The following is a 14,949-nucleotide window of genomic DNA, read 5'->3' on the forward strand; positions in this document are numbered from 1 at the left end:
GAGGCGATTGATGGCCCGATCTCGCTGACACACTGCGCCGAAACCGGCACCAGCGAGATCGGGCCATCAATCGCCTCAATAATATCGGCGACGGTGATTTCGTCAGCAGGCCTTGCCAGAGCAAAACCGCCCCTGAGGCCACGGTGGGATTTGAGCAGCGTTGCCCGTCCCAGCGCATTCAAAATCTTGGCAACCGTTGGCGCAGGAATGCTGGTGGCGGCGGAAAGGTCCTGCGCGCTCACACGGTCGTCGGTATGTGTCATTTCACACATCAATACCACGGCATAATCTGCTAAATTTGTCAGCCGAATCACGGCGCCTGTCCTTATATGATTATGTATTCAGCGTCAGAACCGGGAGTTTTCCGGCCTTATCGGCTAAATCCTACCAAATTACTCATGATTTACATATGGGGAGTGCACCCCATGAGTCAATGGCTATTTCATGCGGGTTTGGTGGGCTTATGACGCATTTCAGTGATTATTGCACCTCTTTATTGAGGAATTGATAAGCATCAAGGTTAACAGCGACCCAAATTGGCTTTACATAAAGACCATGTCTGCAAGAGAGACCCGTGCCCGATGGATTTGACCGAGCTGAAATTATTGTATGAAAAAGCGCTGTTTATCCGCGCTTTTGAGGACCGCATCGCGTTGAGCGCCGATGGGGGCCATGTGCCCGGCCTTGTGCATCTGAACTCCGGCGCAGAGCTTGTGGAGCTTGCGGTGACAGCCCGCCTTGAAGGACCAAAGGATCAGGTTACCGGTTCACACCGTAGCCATGGCCTTGCGCTGGCGTGCGGGGCGGACCCGCTTGCCGTCGCGCGGGAGATACTGGGCCGCAAGGGCGGCCTCTCCGGCGGGCTTGGCGGTACACAACACCTGATGGCGCCGGAAGTGGGTTTCCTGACCTCAAACGGTATTGTCGGCGGGCAGGTGCCGCTGGCGGCGGGCGCGGCGCTTAGCGCCAAGACATTGAAGACGGGGGGCATTGCTGTTGCCTTCATGGGTGACGGCGCCGCCAATCAGGGCGCGGTGCTTGAGACGCTCAACCTCGCAGCCGCGCTCCACTTGCCGCTGCTTTTTATTGTCATCAACAATGGTTTTGGCCAGTCCACAGCGGTGGGATATGCCACGGGTGGCACGCTGGTGGGCCGTGCCCGCGCTTTTGGCCTTGCCGCCGATCAGGTGGACGGTCAGGACGCGCACCAGATGCTCAAAACCGCTGACCGTATGGTCGGCTGGGTGCGCAAAACCGGCAGCCCGGCCTTCATTGAAGCCAAGGTCACACGCCTTGGTGGTCATTACCACGGTGACGGCGAAGCCTACCGTGCGGGTGGTGAGCGCACAGACCCGCTGGCGCGGCTGCGGGACACGCTGATCAAAATGGACGAAGACACAGACACGCTGGATGAACTAGCCCTGACGGCAAAGCTGCGGGCAGAAGAGATTATCAGCAAGGCTGAAAAAAGTCAGGACACCAGCGACCGCGCACTGGCGCAGTGGCTGGCAGCGGGAGGCGTGTGATGGCAAAACGGACAATCGCACAGGCCCTCAATGCGGCACACCACGCTGTTATGGCCACCGATAACCGCGTGGTGGTGATTGGTGAAGATATCGTCGGAGGGTCCGACGTGGACGGCACAGTAGAACTGGGCGGTGCTTTTGGTGTCACCAAGGGGCTCGCACAGGCTTTTGGCCGCGATCGCGTCATCGACACGCCCATCTCGGAGGCTGCCTTTGTCGGCATGGCGACAGGGGCGGCGCTGACCGGTCTCAGGCCGATTGTCGAAGTGATGTTCTGTGATTTTCTTGGTGTATGTTTTGACCAGCTTTTGAACCAGACCGCCAAGCTCAGGTTCCTGTCCGGCGGGCGGGTCGCCCTGCCGCTGGTCATGCGTACCACGATGGGCGCGGGGGACGGCTCCGGTGCGGCGCACAGCCAGTCATTGCATGGCCTGATGGCAGGGGTCCCCGGCCTTACCATAGCCTGCCCGGCAACGGCCGCAGATGCGGCGGGGCTGTTGAAATCAGCCGTCATGAGCGACAGCCCGGTGATCCTGTTTGAACACAAGGGGCTATACGGTCTGGAAGGTGAGGTGGCGGACGGCCTGCCGCCGGTACCGCTTGGCCAGGGCCGTATCGCGCGAGACGGGCAGCATATAAGCATTGTTGCCACTGCGGCCATGCTGCATCAGGCGCTTGATGCGGCCGGGCAGTTGGCGGCAAGCGGTATCGAGGCCGAGGTGATTGACCCGCGCACCATCCAGCCGCTTGATTCGGCGATGATTCTATCGAGTCTGGCAAAAACCGGCCACCTGCTGGTGGTTGATGAAGGGGCGGCCTTTGCCGGGTTGGCTGATGCGGTGCTGTCGCTTGCGGTACAGCAGGGGTTTGCCAGCTTGAAGGCGGCGCCCAAGGCGTTGACGCCCCTGCATACGCCGGTGCCCTATGGCCGCGCGGCGGAGGCGGCCTGGCTACCGGACGCAGGGGATATTGTCACAGCGGTCAGAGCAATGCTGGCATAACGGGAGAAGAGGCATGAAAATCAAGGTTTGGGACGGCGGCACACGCCTGTTTCACTGGTCACTGGTGATCCTGTTTACCTTGTCGGCCTATTCGGCATTTCAGGATAAATACGGCATTTATGCCGCTATTCACCTCTACTCCGGTGTGGCGATCCTCGCGCTTGTCATCTGGCGTATCCTCTGGGGGGTTATCGGCAGCGACACCGCGCGCTTCAGCCATTTTGTCAAAGGACCAGGGGCCACGCTTGCCTATGCGGCAAAAGCATTGCGCCGGGAACCCTATACCCGTGTGGGCCATAACCCCCTGGGCGCGGTCTCGGTGGTGCTGATGCTGGCACTATTGCTGGCGCAGACCATCCTCGGTCTTTACGGTACCGATGCGATGTTCTTCTCAGGCCCGCTGGCGCGCACGATTGACAGCGGCCTCTCGGAAGAGCTGACGGAAATTCACGAATGGATCGGCTTTACCCTGATGGGGCTGGTGGTGGTGCACCTGCTGGCTATTGTGGCTTATGGCGTGCTGCGCCGTGCCAACCTTGTCGGGCCGATGATCACGGGCCGAAAGGACGTGCCTGAGGGCTCCAAAGCGCCGCGCACTGCAAACCCGCTTGTGGCGCTGGGTCTTTTTGCTGCTGTTGCGGCGGCGGTGTGGTTCAGTATTTTGTAACAAAAAAGCGCGCTGGCCAAAAGTCGCGCGCTTCCCTGTTGTCGTTTGTTCGCCTGCTTATTTGCGGTAGTCGTCGTGGCAGGATTTGCAGTGGCTGGCGGCCTTTTTGAACGCTGGGCCAATCTCGGCCATGTCACCACCTTTGGCGGCGGCGGCCAGCGCAGCGGTATCTGCCGCATAGGCGTCAAGCCGTTTGGCAAAGTCGTCCCAGTTTTCCCACACGCTGTCTTTGGCTTCTGTCTTGCCGTCCATGCCGCGAGTGTCTTCCTTGAAGGCCGCTTTCGACATCTCGGCCGACAATGCCATCACGTTCGCCAGCTTGGCCACATGTCCTTCATGGTCGGCCTTGCCCTGCAGGTGCTGCACGATATTGGTCAGCGAATATTTTGCCAGTTCCATCACGTCATGACGGTATTGGGATTGCGCAAAACGCTCTTCGTCGTCGTCACCATGCGCGAAGCTCATACCACCGGCCGCCAACAGCGACAGGGCGGCTGCGCCCGTGATTAATTTACGCCTAACAGTGTTTGTCATATAGCCCTCCGTGGAAATCGAAATTTGGGATGCCGCATTCTGCGCATAAGCTTAGCGCCTGCCCGTCTCCGGGCAAGCGCTCAATACTGACAAAATTGTGATTGTCTGGTTGTCGGGGCTTTGAAAGCCGACTCGAATCACAGAATCACTTTTTGTGGTTGCTGGCGACGGTCACGACGCGGCGGTTGCGCCTGATAGGCTTCCGCGCAGTGAGCGGCACAGTATGGCATGCCAGCCTCGGACGACTTGCCACAGAAGTGGAAATCGGCGTCACCGGGGTGGCCAAGCGGCCATTTGCACATGCGGTCCGTAAGGTCGAGAAGCGACACAAGCTGCTTGTCAGCCTTCTTCGCCACGCGCTTTGGCGGCGCTTTTTTCTTGTCTTTATCGGTCTTTACCGGGGATGGGCGCGATTTCAGCCCCAACCGGTGCGCTTTACCGATAACAGCGTTGCGGGTTACGCCTTCACCAAGCTCCTTGGCGATCTGGCTTGCGCTCAGGCCGTCGTCCCAATGTTTCTTGAGCTGATCAATGCGGTCATCCGTCCATGCCATGATGGTATCCTTGTCTTTTTTCCGGGGGGCTGCCTGCGGGGCGCCCGAGTCTTTCCCCGCTTATATCGCCCAACAGGGCCTCTTGCCAAGGGAACATTCATGCCCATATGGTGTTGCCGGGCCAATCGGCCCTGACAGGCATCAGAATTCCTGCCGGGAATTCACTATAGATAAGCATGACAGCGGAAGGAACAAGTCCCATGAGCGCGACCCTGCATGACGAGACGGACAGCTACCCCAAGCTTGGCGCCCGTACCATTGGTGCGGTCAACTGGCGTGGCCTGTGGACGCTTTACATGCGTGAAACCCGCCGCTTCATGAAGGTCTGGGCCCAAACGCTGGCGGCGCCGGCTGTGACAACCATTTTGTTCATGGTTATCTTTTCGCTGGCGCTTGGCGGGGCGGGGCGGCAGATCGCCGGGCTTGAATATGCGCAGTTTCTTGCCCCCGGCCTCATTGTCATGGCCGTGTTGCAAAACGCCTTCGCCAATACATCAAGCTCCATCCTCATCGCCAAGGTGCAGGGCAATATCGTTGATACCCTGATGCCGCCGCTGTCTGCGCTTGAACTGACGCTTGGTTTTGTTGGTGGTGGTGTGACCCGCGGCCTCGCCGTGGGGCTGAGCGTCGGCCTTGCCTTTGTGCTGATGCCGGGGGTCACCATGCAGGTGGTGCATATCTGGCCGGTGCTATATTTTGCCATCGCCGCCAGCACCATGCTGTCGCTTGCCGGTGTGCTGACCGGTATCTGGGCCGAGAAGTTTGACCATTCCGCCGCCATCAGCAATTTTGTGATTGCGCCGCTCAGCCTGCTGTCGGGTACGTTTTATTCGATCGAACGCCTGTCCACCAGTTGGCAGGTGTTCAGCCATCTCAATCCGTTTTTCTATATGATCGACGGTTTTCGCTATGGCTTTATCGGCCGTGCCGACAGTGACCTTATGGTCGGTTTCGCCTACACCATGGTGATCAATCTGGTGCTGACCTTCATTGTCTACCGCGTGTTCAAAACCGGTTACCGTCTGAAGGCATAAGCCCGGCTGTTTGCATTTTAATACCCCAGGTAGCATAATGTCCCCTTGCTCAATCAATTGTCGGGGGACGGACCATGCAGCTTCCTGCCGTGGATAGTGTGAAAAGACCGCTGTTTGCCGTGGCGTTCTTTACCTTGCTCATTTACATGGTCAACCGGGCGATCAGCGCGATCGTCTATCCCTTCGATAGCGAGATCCTCAGCCAAGGTGTGCAGCAGGAAGCGGGCGACCTGTTCTTTCTCGATCTCGACTTTTCGACGCACTATGTCGCCAATTCCATTGTGTTCCCGCTTCTGCTTGTCGTGTTTTACCGGCTGGCGGCCATGTCGCTCAAGAAGCCGCTCATCATGGCGCTCGCGCTGCATTATGTGTCTGTTGTCAGTGTGTGCGCAGTTGCGGCATACGCGGCTTATGAGGAATTCCACGAGCAGACGGCGCAGCTAACCCAATATGAAGATGCAACGGGCCACATCGTGACCGAAAGATATAGCCAACAGGGCGGCGGCGGCGATTTTGGTCCCTATGTGCAGATTGAGGAAGACGACCAGAACAGGCTGTATTATCTTGGTGACGAAGGCGAGCCGGTTTTTGTGACCCGGCGTAATACCATTGCGCTGCCGCTGCTGGCCATGGTTGGCTTTTTCTATTCCCCTATCGCCGCGTTTCTGCTCGTGCTTATTGGCCTTGCGGCCCTGCCGTTCCTCTACCGCTATGACTATGGCGCCATTTTACCGAATGCTGAGGCTGAGGCAGGGGCAAAGCCGGAAGACTGACATGGCACTATTCCTGTGCGGCGTGTTCGCTCAGCAGGTCGTCGGGGTCATCCATGTCGCGTTCGGCTTCCACCTTTTCCTCCACCGGGTCTGAGTGCGCCGGGTGGGTAACCACCGGGCTGGCTGGTGGTGGCGAGTGCGCGGCGGGCGCGGTGACTTCCTGTTTGGCTGGAGTCTGTGCAGGCGACGTTGCAGCTTGTGGCAGGGCACCGGTGCTGCCCTCCAGCTTCAGGCGGTAAATTGGCTCAGGCAGTTCCAGCCCGCCTGCTTCCATGGCATCCTTGGTGACGCGAATGGCTTCACCGCGCGCAGCGTAAAAGCTGGTGGCGCGCTGGTCGATCCAGCCGCCAAACCAGATGATAATGCTCGAATCGCCCACCTTCTCAACGCGCACGGACGGCGCCGGGTCCTTGAGCACAAAGGCAAGCGAGTGTAACGCCTCAAGCCCCAGATGCAGCGCCGTTTGAATATCGGCGTCGGCATTGATGCCAAGGGTAAAGTCAAAGCGGCGTTCGGGCGCGCGGGTATAGTTGACAATCACCCCCTTGAAGACGGTCGCATTGGGAATGCGTACATGGTTACCTTCCTGGGTCATGATGATGGTCGCACGCGAGGTCAGCCGCATGACGCGGCCTTCATGAGCGTCAATTTTCACAAGGTCGTTGGGCCGGAACGGTTGCCGGACTGAGAGCATCACGCTGGCGATATAATTCTCGATGGTGTCGCGTACAGCAAAACCGATCGCCAGCCCGGCGATGCCCGCCGCGCCCAATATGGTGCCCAGCAAAGCGGTGGCGCCAATGATGTCAAGCGCCACCACGAAGGCGGCGATAAAAAACAGGATGCGCACAAGCTGCCTGAGCAGGTTTTCAACAAATTCATTGGGCGCCAGCTTGTTGAAGGGCCACTCAAACCGGGTGACAAAATAGCCGAAAAAGACAATGACCGAAAACAGGATCACACCCACAATAATGAGCGGCACCATATTGACCGCCTGCGTCGCCCGGTCACCCAGCCGGTCAAGCGCGGGGCGCACGCGTTCACGCACCGAGGTATCCAGCACAAGCCCGTTCCTCACCGCGATCACGCCCTCAACCTTGCGGGCAAGGTCTTCCGCTTCGCCGATCAGTTCGGTTTCGAGCACACTGCCGGACAAGCTCACAACACCGGCATCCACTGTCACCGTGACGCTGCTGAAACGGTCATAATTGGCGTAGATGGCGTCAATGCGCGCCTCAATCACCGCGTCACTGCGGGCGCCGCTTGCCTGCTCGGGCGCGACCTCCTGCGCTGCGGTTTGCCGAGGCCCCGCGATCCCCGCCAATAGGGTGGCCACAATCATGAGTGTCAGGAAAAAATATCGCACGCGTGTGGCCCCCTTGTTCTTGCCGTGGCTGGCCATGATAGCCTTGTCGTGCAGAGCCTACAATACAGCTGAGGCGGGATTACGGCGGCAGCTTGCTCGCAACCTTGCTGCCGGGAATAGGTGGCCTTACCCCTGTCGGCATAATTTAACGCGAAAAAGCCTGCATTCCCCGGCGTCGCCCATTGACTTGCACGGCCTGTGGCGGCATCCTCTGCGCCAACAAGGCCGGGGCGTGAGCGCGTTCCGGCTGCTGCCATTTTTAGGGCCTGCAAGAGCCCGAGAAGGAGAGAAACGTGATCACGCCCCTGATGCCCGTATATTCCCGTATTCCCGTCGCGTTTGAGCGCGGTGAAGGCATGTATCTGTTTGATGAGAACGGCAAAAAATACCTCGATTTTTATTCGGGTATCGGCGTTATGTGCCTTGGGCACTCACACCCCACGCTGGTGAAAGCAGTGCAGGAACAGGCGGCAAAGCTGTGGCACACGGCCAACACCTATGAAATTCCGCTTGGTGCCAAGCTGGCGCAGCGCCTGACCGACGCAAGTTTTGCCGACACGGTGTTTTTCACCAACTCGGGCGCGGAAGCGATTGAATGCGCGATCAAGATGGTGCGCAAATATCATTATGACAAAGGCAACAAGGGCAAATACCGCTTGGTTACCATGGCAAACGCCTTTCATGGCCGTACGCTGGCGGGTATCGCAGCAGCGGGTCAGGAAAAGCTGACCAAGGGGTTTGAACCCCTGCCGGACGGTTTTGACGTGGTGCCCTTTGGCGACATCGAGGCCGTCAAGGCGGCCATCGGCCCCGAGACCGGCGGCATTATGGTCGAGCCGGTGCAGGGTGAAGGCGGTATCCGCCCGCTCAGCGCAGAACAGATGAAAGCGCTGCGCGACCTGTGTGATGAACACGGCCTTCTTCTGGTGCTGGACGAAATCCAGTGTGGCATGGGCCGTACCGGCAAGCTGTTTGCCTATGAATGGTCCGGCATCACGCCTGATATTGTAACAGCGGCCAAAGGCATTGGCGGTGGTTTCCCGCTGGGTGCCTGTCTCGCGACCGAAGACGCAGCAAGCGGCATGACTGTCGGCACCCACGGCAGCACCTATGGCGGCAACCCGCTGGCGATGGCGGTGGGTAATGCGGTGCTTGACGAAATGCTGGCACCTGGCTTTCTCGACCGTGTCCGCGACATGGGCGACAAGCTTCAGGCCCGTCTTGGCGCGTTGCAGCAAAAGCATGGCGAGTTGATCTCCGAAGTGCGCGGCATAGGCCTGATGGCGGGCCTGCGCCTGCCGGACGTGCCGACGCGAGCGGCGGTGATCGACCTGATCGAGCGCGGCATGTGCCCCGCTGTGGCCGGTGACATGGTGCTGCGTATGCTGCCGCCCCTGATTATTGAAGACGAACATCTTGATGAAGCCATCGAGAAACTTGACAGCGCGCTGACAGATTGGCGTGAAAAAGGTTTGCCTGCCTAAGCATGAGGCGACATCAGTCCGGTGGATGGTTCCCGGGCTCCGTTTTGAGAGGAAATGACATCATGACTACCAAGCCCAACCACTTTCTTGACCTCAAGGATATTCCCGCCGCTGACCTGCGGCTGATCATTGATACGGCGAGGGAGTGGAAAGAAGCACGACGTGGCTGGCCCAAGGGCAAGGTGGACGAAGGCGCGATCCTCGCGGGCTATAACCTCGCGATGATTTTTGAGAAATCGTCAACGCGCACCCGCATCAGCTTTGAAGTGGCGACCCGCCAGTTGGGCGCATCGCCGCTTATTTTGCAGGGCAATTCCATGCAGCTTGGGCGCGGGGAAACCACGTCTGACACCGCCAAGGTGATGAGCCGCTATGTGGACGCCATCATGATCCGCGCCAACACCCATGAGGCGGTGCTGGAACTGGCCGAAGAAGGCACGGTGCCGGTGATCAATGCGCTCACCAACCGGTCGCACCCCTGTCAGTTGATGGCCGATGTCATGACGATTGAGGAACACCGTGGCTCGATCAAGGGCAAAAAGGTGGCCTGGGTTGGCGACGGCAACAATGTTGCAACCTCGTTGATTGAGGCGGCGGTCAAGTTTGACTTCTCTCTCGTGCTGGGGTGCCCGGAAGCACTGGCCCCGTATGATGATGTGCTGTCGTGGGCCGAGGAAGAAGGCGGCAACGTGCATGTTGTTTTCAATCCGGAGGAAGCGGTATGGGACGCCGACGCCGTGATCACCGACACCTGGGTGTCCATGGGCGATGACCGCACCGGCTCCCGCGTGCGGGCGCTTGAGCCGTTTCAGGTCAACCGCGAGCTGATGAGCAAGGCGGCGGATGATGCGCTCTTTTTGCATTGCCTGCCCGCACACCGGGGGGAAGAGGTCACCAACAATGTGCTGGATGGCCCGCAGTCGGTGGTGTGGGACGAGGCGGAAAACCGCCTGCACGTGCAAAAAGCCATCCTTGCATGGTGTCTCGGGAAGTTATAAAAGCCGGGCAACAGTGTGATACCGGGCTTGTGCCAAAGTATGTAACATAGTGCGCAGCAGAGTGTGCAGGCCCGGCAACAAGAAGTCAGGTTCCATGGTTGATATTCCGTCTCAAGACAACATTCAGCGCCCTATCGTGGTGCCAGACCCCGATGGCAGTCGTGACAACGAAGTGCGGCCTTTTGCCATTGAAGGTATGGATGTGCGCGGCCGTGCCGTGCGGCTTGGCACCGTGGCGGATCAGATCCTCTCGGCGCACAATTACCCGGACCCGGTGGCACGCATTCTGGGCGAGCTGCTGACCCTGGCGGCGCTTCTGGGTTCGATCATGAAGTTTGACGGCATCGTCACGCTGCAGACCAAATCACAAGGCCCTGTACCGATGATGGTGGCTGACTTCGAAGCCAAAGGCGACGGGGTTGGCCGTCTGCGCGGGTATGCCCAGCTGGACGAAGACAAGCTGAAAACCTACGGTAAAAACCCAAGCTTTGAAGGCTTGGTCGGCAGCAAAAACGGCCACCTTGTCCTGACCATTGACCAGGGCGCGGATATGGACCGCTATCAGGGTATTGTTGACCTTCAGGGTGCAAGCCTGTCTGACGTGGCGCGCAACTATTTCATGAACAGCGAACAGACGCCAACCGAACTGCGCCTCAGTTGTGAGCGTGACGCGGTGACCGGGAACTGGCGCGCGGGCGGTATCATGGTGCAGCATCTGGCACGCGGCGAGGTGGGGCAGGAGCGTATCCTTGACCGCGAAACCAAGGAACAGTGGAACCGGGCATCTGTGCTGATGCACAGCGTCAAGGAAGCCGAGCTGCTTGACCCCGCGCTTGACCTCGATCAGTTGCTTTTCCGGCTGTATAATGAAGACGGTGTGCGTGTGTTCGACAGCGCCCGGCTGATCAAGGGCTGTCGCTGTGAACGGGAACGGCTGCTGGCTGTGCTGGGCCAGTTCAGCAAGGATGACATTGCGGATATGGTGCATGAGGGCGTGATTGGCGTGAACTGCCAGTTCTGTAACAAGACGTTTGAATTCAGCCCGGAAGACGCGCTGGCGCAGGCCGCGCAACAATAATTCCACCTTTGGCGCGCCTGTCCATTTTTTTGCCCTCATTCCCGGCGACAGCATAGGTATATGCAGACCGGGAGCATGCCATGCGCACATTTATCATTACACTGGTTCTAACTCTGGCTTCATGGAGCGCTCCGGCCTTTGCAGCGCCGCCCGAGGTTAGCATCCATAAGGTGCAAGACGGCGTCTGGCGCCATATATCCTTCCACACGTTTGACAATGGTGCGCGCCTGTCATCCAACGGCCTGATTGTTGAGGACGCCGGACGGCTTTACCTCATCGACAGCGCATGGGGCGACGACAGCACCGAAACCCTGCTGGACCTGATTGACGCAGAAATCGGCCTGCCGGTTGTCGCCGCCGTTGCCACCCATTCCCATGCCGACCGCGCGGCGGGTGCCGCCCTTATGGCAACGCGCGGCATTGCCTTTTACGCGCTGGAGGAAACCCGGCGTCTGGCGCCCCGGTGGGGCCTTGTTGCCCCCGCCCAGGCGTTGCCGCTTGAAGCCAGCGCGGGCGCCAGCACCCGCCTTGGCCCGCTGGAGATATTTTACCCCGGCACCGGCCACACCAAGGATAATCTGATGGTTTGGCTGCCCAAGCACAAGCTGCTGTTCGGCGGCTGTGCCGTGCGCGAAGCCGCGAGCCATGACCTTGGATATCACAAGGAAGGCGACCCGGCTGCGTGGCGTAACGCCATGGCGCTGACCCGCGCGCGTTACGCTGCGGCGGAGACTGTTATCCCCGGACACGGCGCATCAGGCGGGCCTGAGCTTCTGGCCCACACCAGCGCGCTTTTGGATGCCCACCTGGCGAAGGTCCGTTAGGGCACTGCTAAGGCACAGCCATCATGGGTTAAGGCAAAAAAGAAGGGCGCCATCGCTGGCGCCCTAATATTTACTCAGAACATTATACTGGGAAGGTTGGGAAACGCTGCCGGCTTAGAACTTGAAGCCGACGTTAACCCTGATAGCCCGAGGCTGCGCCGCAGAACGAACAGCGAGGAAGTCTTCATTCGGACCATCAAAGCTGTTGGTGATATACTCATACACCCGGTAAGCCTTCTGTGTGTTGAGCACGTTGAAGATATCCAGACCGGCATAAACCTCAAACCCGTTCACGTCGGTGGTATAGTCAAGGCTCAGGTCAAGACGAACCTGCCACGGTGTGCGGCCATACTGGCCCCGTTCGATATATTCAAACACGCGGTCCTGGCTTGTCCAGTTGCCGTCACCCGGGTCAAGGCAGTTATCAACACAGAGATAGTTACCAGCCTTGCGGGTCTGGCTGTTGAACGGGTTGCCATAGCCGCGGGCGTTGATCGGCGCGCCCGAGATCATGGAGAAATTGGCCCCCATCGTCAGATCCGGCGTGATGGCGTAGGCACCGTAAGCCTTGAACTGGTGACGGTGATCGTTCGCCATCATGCCGTAGTTCGAGTTGATGAACATCACGTCATCGCCTGATTCGGTCCAGCCCGGAATGTCGTTGCCGGTGTCGGAGTTGACGCCGCCTTCATAGTTACCCGTGCTTTTCGACAAGGTGTACGACAGGCGTGCCATCCAGGTGTCATCCCAGTGCCGGTTGGCGACAAATTCAAGCGCGCGGTATTTACGTACCGGCCGGTCAGAACCGATCGGGTCCGGGTTGCCGTCGCCGTCAAGGTCGTAGCCAAAGGCCTGCGCTTCCCCGAGGTCGACAGTGACCGTCTGGATGCCGCCGGTGTCACAGTCGTGATCGATGGTCAGTTCACGGCCCACATTACCGAAGACCCATTTGTTGATGTTACCGCATCCGGCGACATCCACGTCGATCTTCATGTCTTCGATCGCGTCGTGGAATTTACGGTAGATACCGCGCACGCCAAAGTCCCAGTCGTCATTGACCTGCATCTCGAAGCCAAGGATGAATTCGTCCTGGTAGGAAGCTTCAAGGTCTTGGTCGACAACAAAGTTTTTGTCGTCCCGGCCTTCGCCGCTGCCAAACTGCACCACCTGGCCGATTTGTGCGCCAAGTTGTGGTGTGACGTTGGTCAGGCCAGCCGATGTTTCATTTTCCAGCAGGCCTTCAAGGGCATAATAGGTGCGGGTGTCGATGGTGCCGCCGCCTTCACGCGCGGCAAGGCCGTTGGCGATCGGGAAATAATAGCGGCCCGCATTGGCATAAAGCTTCATGCGGCCTTCGCCGTTCACGTCCCATGCCAGACCAAAACGCGGCGAGAACATGTTATCGACCTTGATGAAGGAATTGCCTTCGGCGTCCTTGCTGTCGAAACGGTCCCAGCGCACACCCAGCGTCGCCGTGAGGTCATCGGTCACCGACCAGACATCCTCAAGGTAAGCGGCCGAGGTATTGGCGTCGAAGGTGCCACCCCGAATTTCGCGGCGCTCCAGAACGTAAGCAAATACACCGTCCGGCACAGAGACGTCGTTCACGCTGTCACCCGGCTGGGTGTCATAGAGGGTGAAGTTGGCCTGCTCGGGGCCAACGGACGCACGCTGCATGAAGGTCGAGCGTTTCTCGTGGTCGAAACCAAACCGCAGCAGGTGGCGGTCAAGCTGCCATTCCATATCAAGCCGCATGGCATCGCGCGAGTTGATGCGGTTGTCGTTACGGTACTGCGTGGTACAGCCGATGTTGGTGTCCACCCCGGCGCGGTCATCATACACGCGGTTACATTCGGTCGAGATATTGGTGTAGTCGTCCGAATTGCGTTCGTTCTGGCCGTATAGGGCTTTTACCGTGAAGTTATCGGTGATCTGGCCGGTGTAGGTCAGCGCCCAGTTGGTGCCGCCGCGTTCGCTGGTGGCGGTTTCGGCATAGTCGCCGTTCTGGTAGCGGTCGGTCACTTCCTTGGATTTATCCGAGAAGATGAAACCTTCGATCGAGTGGTTGTCGGTGATGAACCAGTCAACCTTGCCGCCCCAGAAGCCGGTGTTGTCCTTGTAATCAGAGAAGGACGTGCCGGTGGTGTCGTATGATTCGCCATTGTTCAGGCGCGGCTGGAACAGGGCATAGAAGAAAACCTTGTCCTTGATGATCGGGCCGCTCAGGTGAACGTTGGCCTTGAAGTTGTTCTGGACGTCATCGCTGCGGTAGATGGTTTTGTCATTGTCGCGGTTATAGAAATCATTCGCCTTGCCGCGCAGGGCGTCCGGTTCCCAGAACAGCTCACCGCCACCGTGAAATTCGTTGGTGCCTGATTTCAGCACCGCGTTGACAACACCACCCGTGGTGCGGCCGAATTCAACCGAATAGCCGCCGGTCTTGACCTGAAATTCCTTGAACATGGCAAACGGCACGTCGGAGAAGCCGACACCCGTTTCCACATCACTGACGTTAAGGCCGTTCACAAAGATGGAGTTTTCGCCCACCGATGCACCGCCAAAGGAAATGCCGCCGAAGGCCGGGCCCTGAACCACGCCGGGCGCCAGAAGCGCCACTGCGTCGGCGGAGCGTACGATCGGCAGGTCCTCAAGGGCGCCAGCCGAGATATTGAAAGCCGATTCCGTCGTGGTCATATTGATGCCCGAGACCGCGCCGGCGGAGACGATGATCTCCTCCATCGCCATGTCACCCAGGCTCATCGCCACATTGAGGTCTGTGGTGCCGCCGATGGAGACACGCACGTCCTCAAGCACCGCGCGCTCATAGCCGTCACGCGCGATCGTTACCCTGTAGGTGCCGACCGGCAGGCGCGCGAGGCGGAACTTGCCTGAATTATCAGCCGTGACAACCCGGCGAAAGCCGTTTTCCTCGTTCAGAACTGTGATGGTGGCACCGGCCAGCGCCGTGTTTGCCTCACTTGAGACCACACCGCTGATGGAGCCATCGCTGTTGGCGGCCATTGCACCACCTGCGGACACGGCAGCTGCGCTGACCCCCATGCCCAGTATCAATGCATATTTTCGCAAATTCCGTGCGTTCATTTCCTCAC

General features: G+C 59.0%; 14 protein-coding genes. 9 read left to right on the forward strand and 5 right to left on the reverse strand.

The window, feature by feature from the left end:
• On the reverse strand, positions 1–314 hold a 314-nt coding region (locus ACN0VM_RS10915; protein ID WP_417450915.1), incomplete at its 3' end, for an RrF2 family transcriptional regulator.
• Between the two features lie 267 nt (positions 315–581).
• Here ACN0VM_RS10915 and ACN0VM_RS10920 point away from each other — a divergent pair.
• The 3 genes from ACN0VM_RS10920 to ACN0VM_RS10930 are packed head-to-tail and all read left to right on the forward strand — an operon-like array spanning position 582 to position 3,194.
• Positions 582–1,526, forward strand: a complete 945-nt coding sequence (locus ACN0VM_RS10920) for a thiamine pyrophosphate-dependent enzyme (RefSeq protein WP_417450916.1) — start codon at positions 582–584, stop codon at positions 1,524–1,526.
• Positions 1,526–2,527 carry an alpha-ketoacid dehydrogenase subunit beta gene (locus ACN0VM_RS10925; RefSeq protein ID WP_417450917.1) on the forward strand — a complete coding sequence of 334 codons (1,002 nt, stop codon included), beginning with the start codon at positions 1,526–1,528 and terminating at the stop codon, positions 2,525–2,527. Before ACN0VM_RS10920 ends, ACN0VM_RS10925 begins: the two co-directional genes overlap by 1 nt.
• Before the next feature lie 13 nt (positions 2,528–2,540).
• Positions 2,541–3,194, forward strand: a complete 654-nt coding sequence (locus ACN0VM_RS10930; RefSeq protein WP_417450918.1) for a cytochrome b/b6 domain-containing protein — start codon at positions 2,541–2,543, stop codon at positions 3,192–3,194.
• A 57-nt stretch (positions 3,195–3,251) separates the two neighbouring features.
• On the opposite strand, the gene ACN0VM_RS10935 is transcribed toward ACN0VM_RS10930, so the two are convergent.
• Positions 3,252–3,728 (reverse strand): c-type cytochrome, encoded by a 477-nt coding sequence (locus ACN0VM_RS10935; RefSeq protein ID WP_417450919.1) that lies wholly within the window; start codon positions 3,726–3,728, stop codon positions 3,252–3,254.
• 137 nt (positions 3,729–3,865) lie between these two features.
• Positions 3,866–4,282, reverse strand: a complete 417-nt coding sequence (locus tag ACN0VM_RS10940) for a GcrA family cell cycle regulator (RefSeq protein WP_417450920.1) — start codon at positions 4,280–4,282, stop codon at positions 3,866–3,868.
• Between the two features lie 200 nt (positions 4,283–4,482).
• Between ACN0VM_RS10940 and ACN0VM_RS10945 the strand changes: the two genes are divergently transcribed.
• Complete coding sequence (locus tag ACN0VM_RS10945) at positions 4,483–5,316, forward strand: ABC transporter permease (protein ID WP_417450921.1); 834 nt, start codon at positions 4,483–4,485, stop codon at positions 5,314–5,316.
• Positions 5,317–5,390: 74 nt separating this feature from the next.
• Complete coding sequence (locus ACN0VM_RS10950) at positions 5,391–6,089, forward strand: hypothetical protein (RefSeq protein ID WP_417450922.1); 699 nt, start codon at positions 5,391–5,393, stop codon at positions 6,087–6,089.
• Between the two features lie 7 nt (positions 6,090–6,096).
• Here the strand turns inward: ACN0VM_RS10950 and ACN0VM_RS10955 are convergent, their stop codons facing one another.
• The gene (locus ACN0VM_RS10955) at positions 6,097–7,455 is read right to left on the reverse strand and encodes a mechanosensitive ion channel domain-containing protein (RefSeq protein ID WP_417450923.1); all 1,359 of its coding nucleotides are present in this window, start codon (positions 7,453–7,455) and stop codon (positions 6,097–6,099) included.
• 293 nt (positions 7,456–7,748) lie between these two features.
• On the opposite strand from ACN0VM_RS10955, the gene ACN0VM_RS10960 reads away from it, so the two are divergent.
• The 4 genes from ACN0VM_RS10960 to bla all read left to right on the forward strand — a co-directional run bounded on the left by ACN0VM_RS10960 (position 7,749) and on the right by bla (position 11,839).
• Positions 7,749–8,939 carry an aspartate aminotransferase family protein gene (locus ACN0VM_RS10960; RefSeq protein ID WP_417450924.1) on the forward strand — a complete coding sequence of 397 codons (1,191 nt, stop codon included), beginning with the start codon at positions 7,749–7,751 and terminating at the stop codon, positions 8,937–8,939.
• A 62-nt stretch (positions 8,940–9,001) separates the two neighbouring features.
• Positions 9,002–9,937, forward strand: a complete 936-nt coding sequence (argF, locus tag ACN0VM_RS10965) for an ornithine carbamoyltransferase (RefSeq protein WP_417450925.1) — start codon at positions 9,002–9,004, stop codon at positions 9,935–9,937.
• A 94-nt stretch (positions 9,938–10,031) separates the two neighbouring features.
• Entirely contained in the window at positions 10,032–11,015 is a 984-nt protein-coding gene (locus ACN0VM_RS10970; RefSeq protein WP_417450926.1) for an Hsp33 family molecular chaperone HslO, read from the forward strand.
• An 80-nt stretch (positions 11,016–11,095) separates the two neighbouring features.
• The gene (gene bla, locus ACN0VM_RS10975; RefSeq protein ID WP_417450927.1) at positions 11,096–11,839 is read left to right on the forward strand and encodes a subclass B1 metallo-beta-lactamase; all 744 of its coding nucleotides are present in this window, start codon (positions 11,096–11,098) and stop codon (positions 11,837–11,839) included.
• 114 nt (positions 11,840–11,953) lie between these two features.
• On the opposite strand, the gene ACN0VM_RS10980 is transcribed toward bla, so the two are convergent.
• Positions 11,954–14,941: a TonB-dependent receptor gene (locus ACN0VM_RS10980; RefSeq protein WP_417450928.1), complete on the reverse strand. Its 2,988-nt coding sequence runs from the start codon at positions 14,939–14,941 to the stop codon at positions 11,954–11,956.
• Between the last annotated feature and the right edge of the window lie 8 nt (positions 14,942–14,949).

The sequence above is a fragment of the Kordiimonas sp. genome (assembly GCF_048260245.1).
Lineage (GTDB): Bacteria > Pseudomonadota > Alphaproteobacteria > Sphingomonadales > Kordiimonadaceae > Kordiimonas.

Coding starts and splice junctions, on each gene's coding strand:
- ACN0VM_RS10945 (WP_417450921.1), top strand. CDS start 4,483: ATGAGCGCGACCCTGCATGACGAGACGGACAGCTACCCCAAGCTTGGC.
- ACN0VM_RS10935 (WP_417450919.1), bottom strand. CDS start 3,728: ATGACAAACACTGTTAGGCGTAAATTAATCACGGGCGCAGCCGCCCTG.
- ACN0VM_RS10950 (WP_417450922.1), top strand. CDS start 5,391: ATGCAGCTTCCTGCCGTGGATAGTGTGAAAAGACCGCTGTTTGCCGTG.
- ACN0VM_RS10980 (WP_417450928.1), bottom strand. CDS start 14,941: ATGAACGCACGGAATTTGCGAAAATATGCATTGATACTGGGCATGGGG.
- ACN0VM_RS10925 (WP_417450917.1), top strand. CDS start 1,526: ATGGCAAAACGGACAATCGCACAGGCCCTCAATGCGGCACACCACGCT.
- ACN0VM_RS10970 (WP_417450926.1), top strand. CDS start 10,032: ATGGTTGATATTCCGTCTCAAGACAACATTCAGCGCCCTATCGTGGTG.
- bla (WP_417450927.1), top strand. CDS start 11,096: ATGCGCACATTTATCATTACACTGGTTCTAACTCTGGCTTCATGGAGC.
- argF (WP_417450925.1), top strand. CDS start 9,002: ATGACTACCAAGCCCAACCACTTTCTTGACCTCAAGGATATTCCCGCC.
- ACN0VM_RS10920 (WP_417450916.1), top strand. CDS start 582: ATGGATTTGACCGAGCTGAAATTATTGTATGAAAAAGCGCTGTTTATC.
- ACN0VM_RS10940 (WP_417450920.1), bottom strand. CDS start 4,282: ATGGCATGGACGGATGACCGCATTGATCAGCTCAAGAAACATTGGGAC.
- ACN0VM_RS10930 (WP_417450918.1), top strand. CDS start 2,541: ATGAAAATCAAGGTTTGGGACGGCGGCACACGCCTGTTTCACTGGTCA.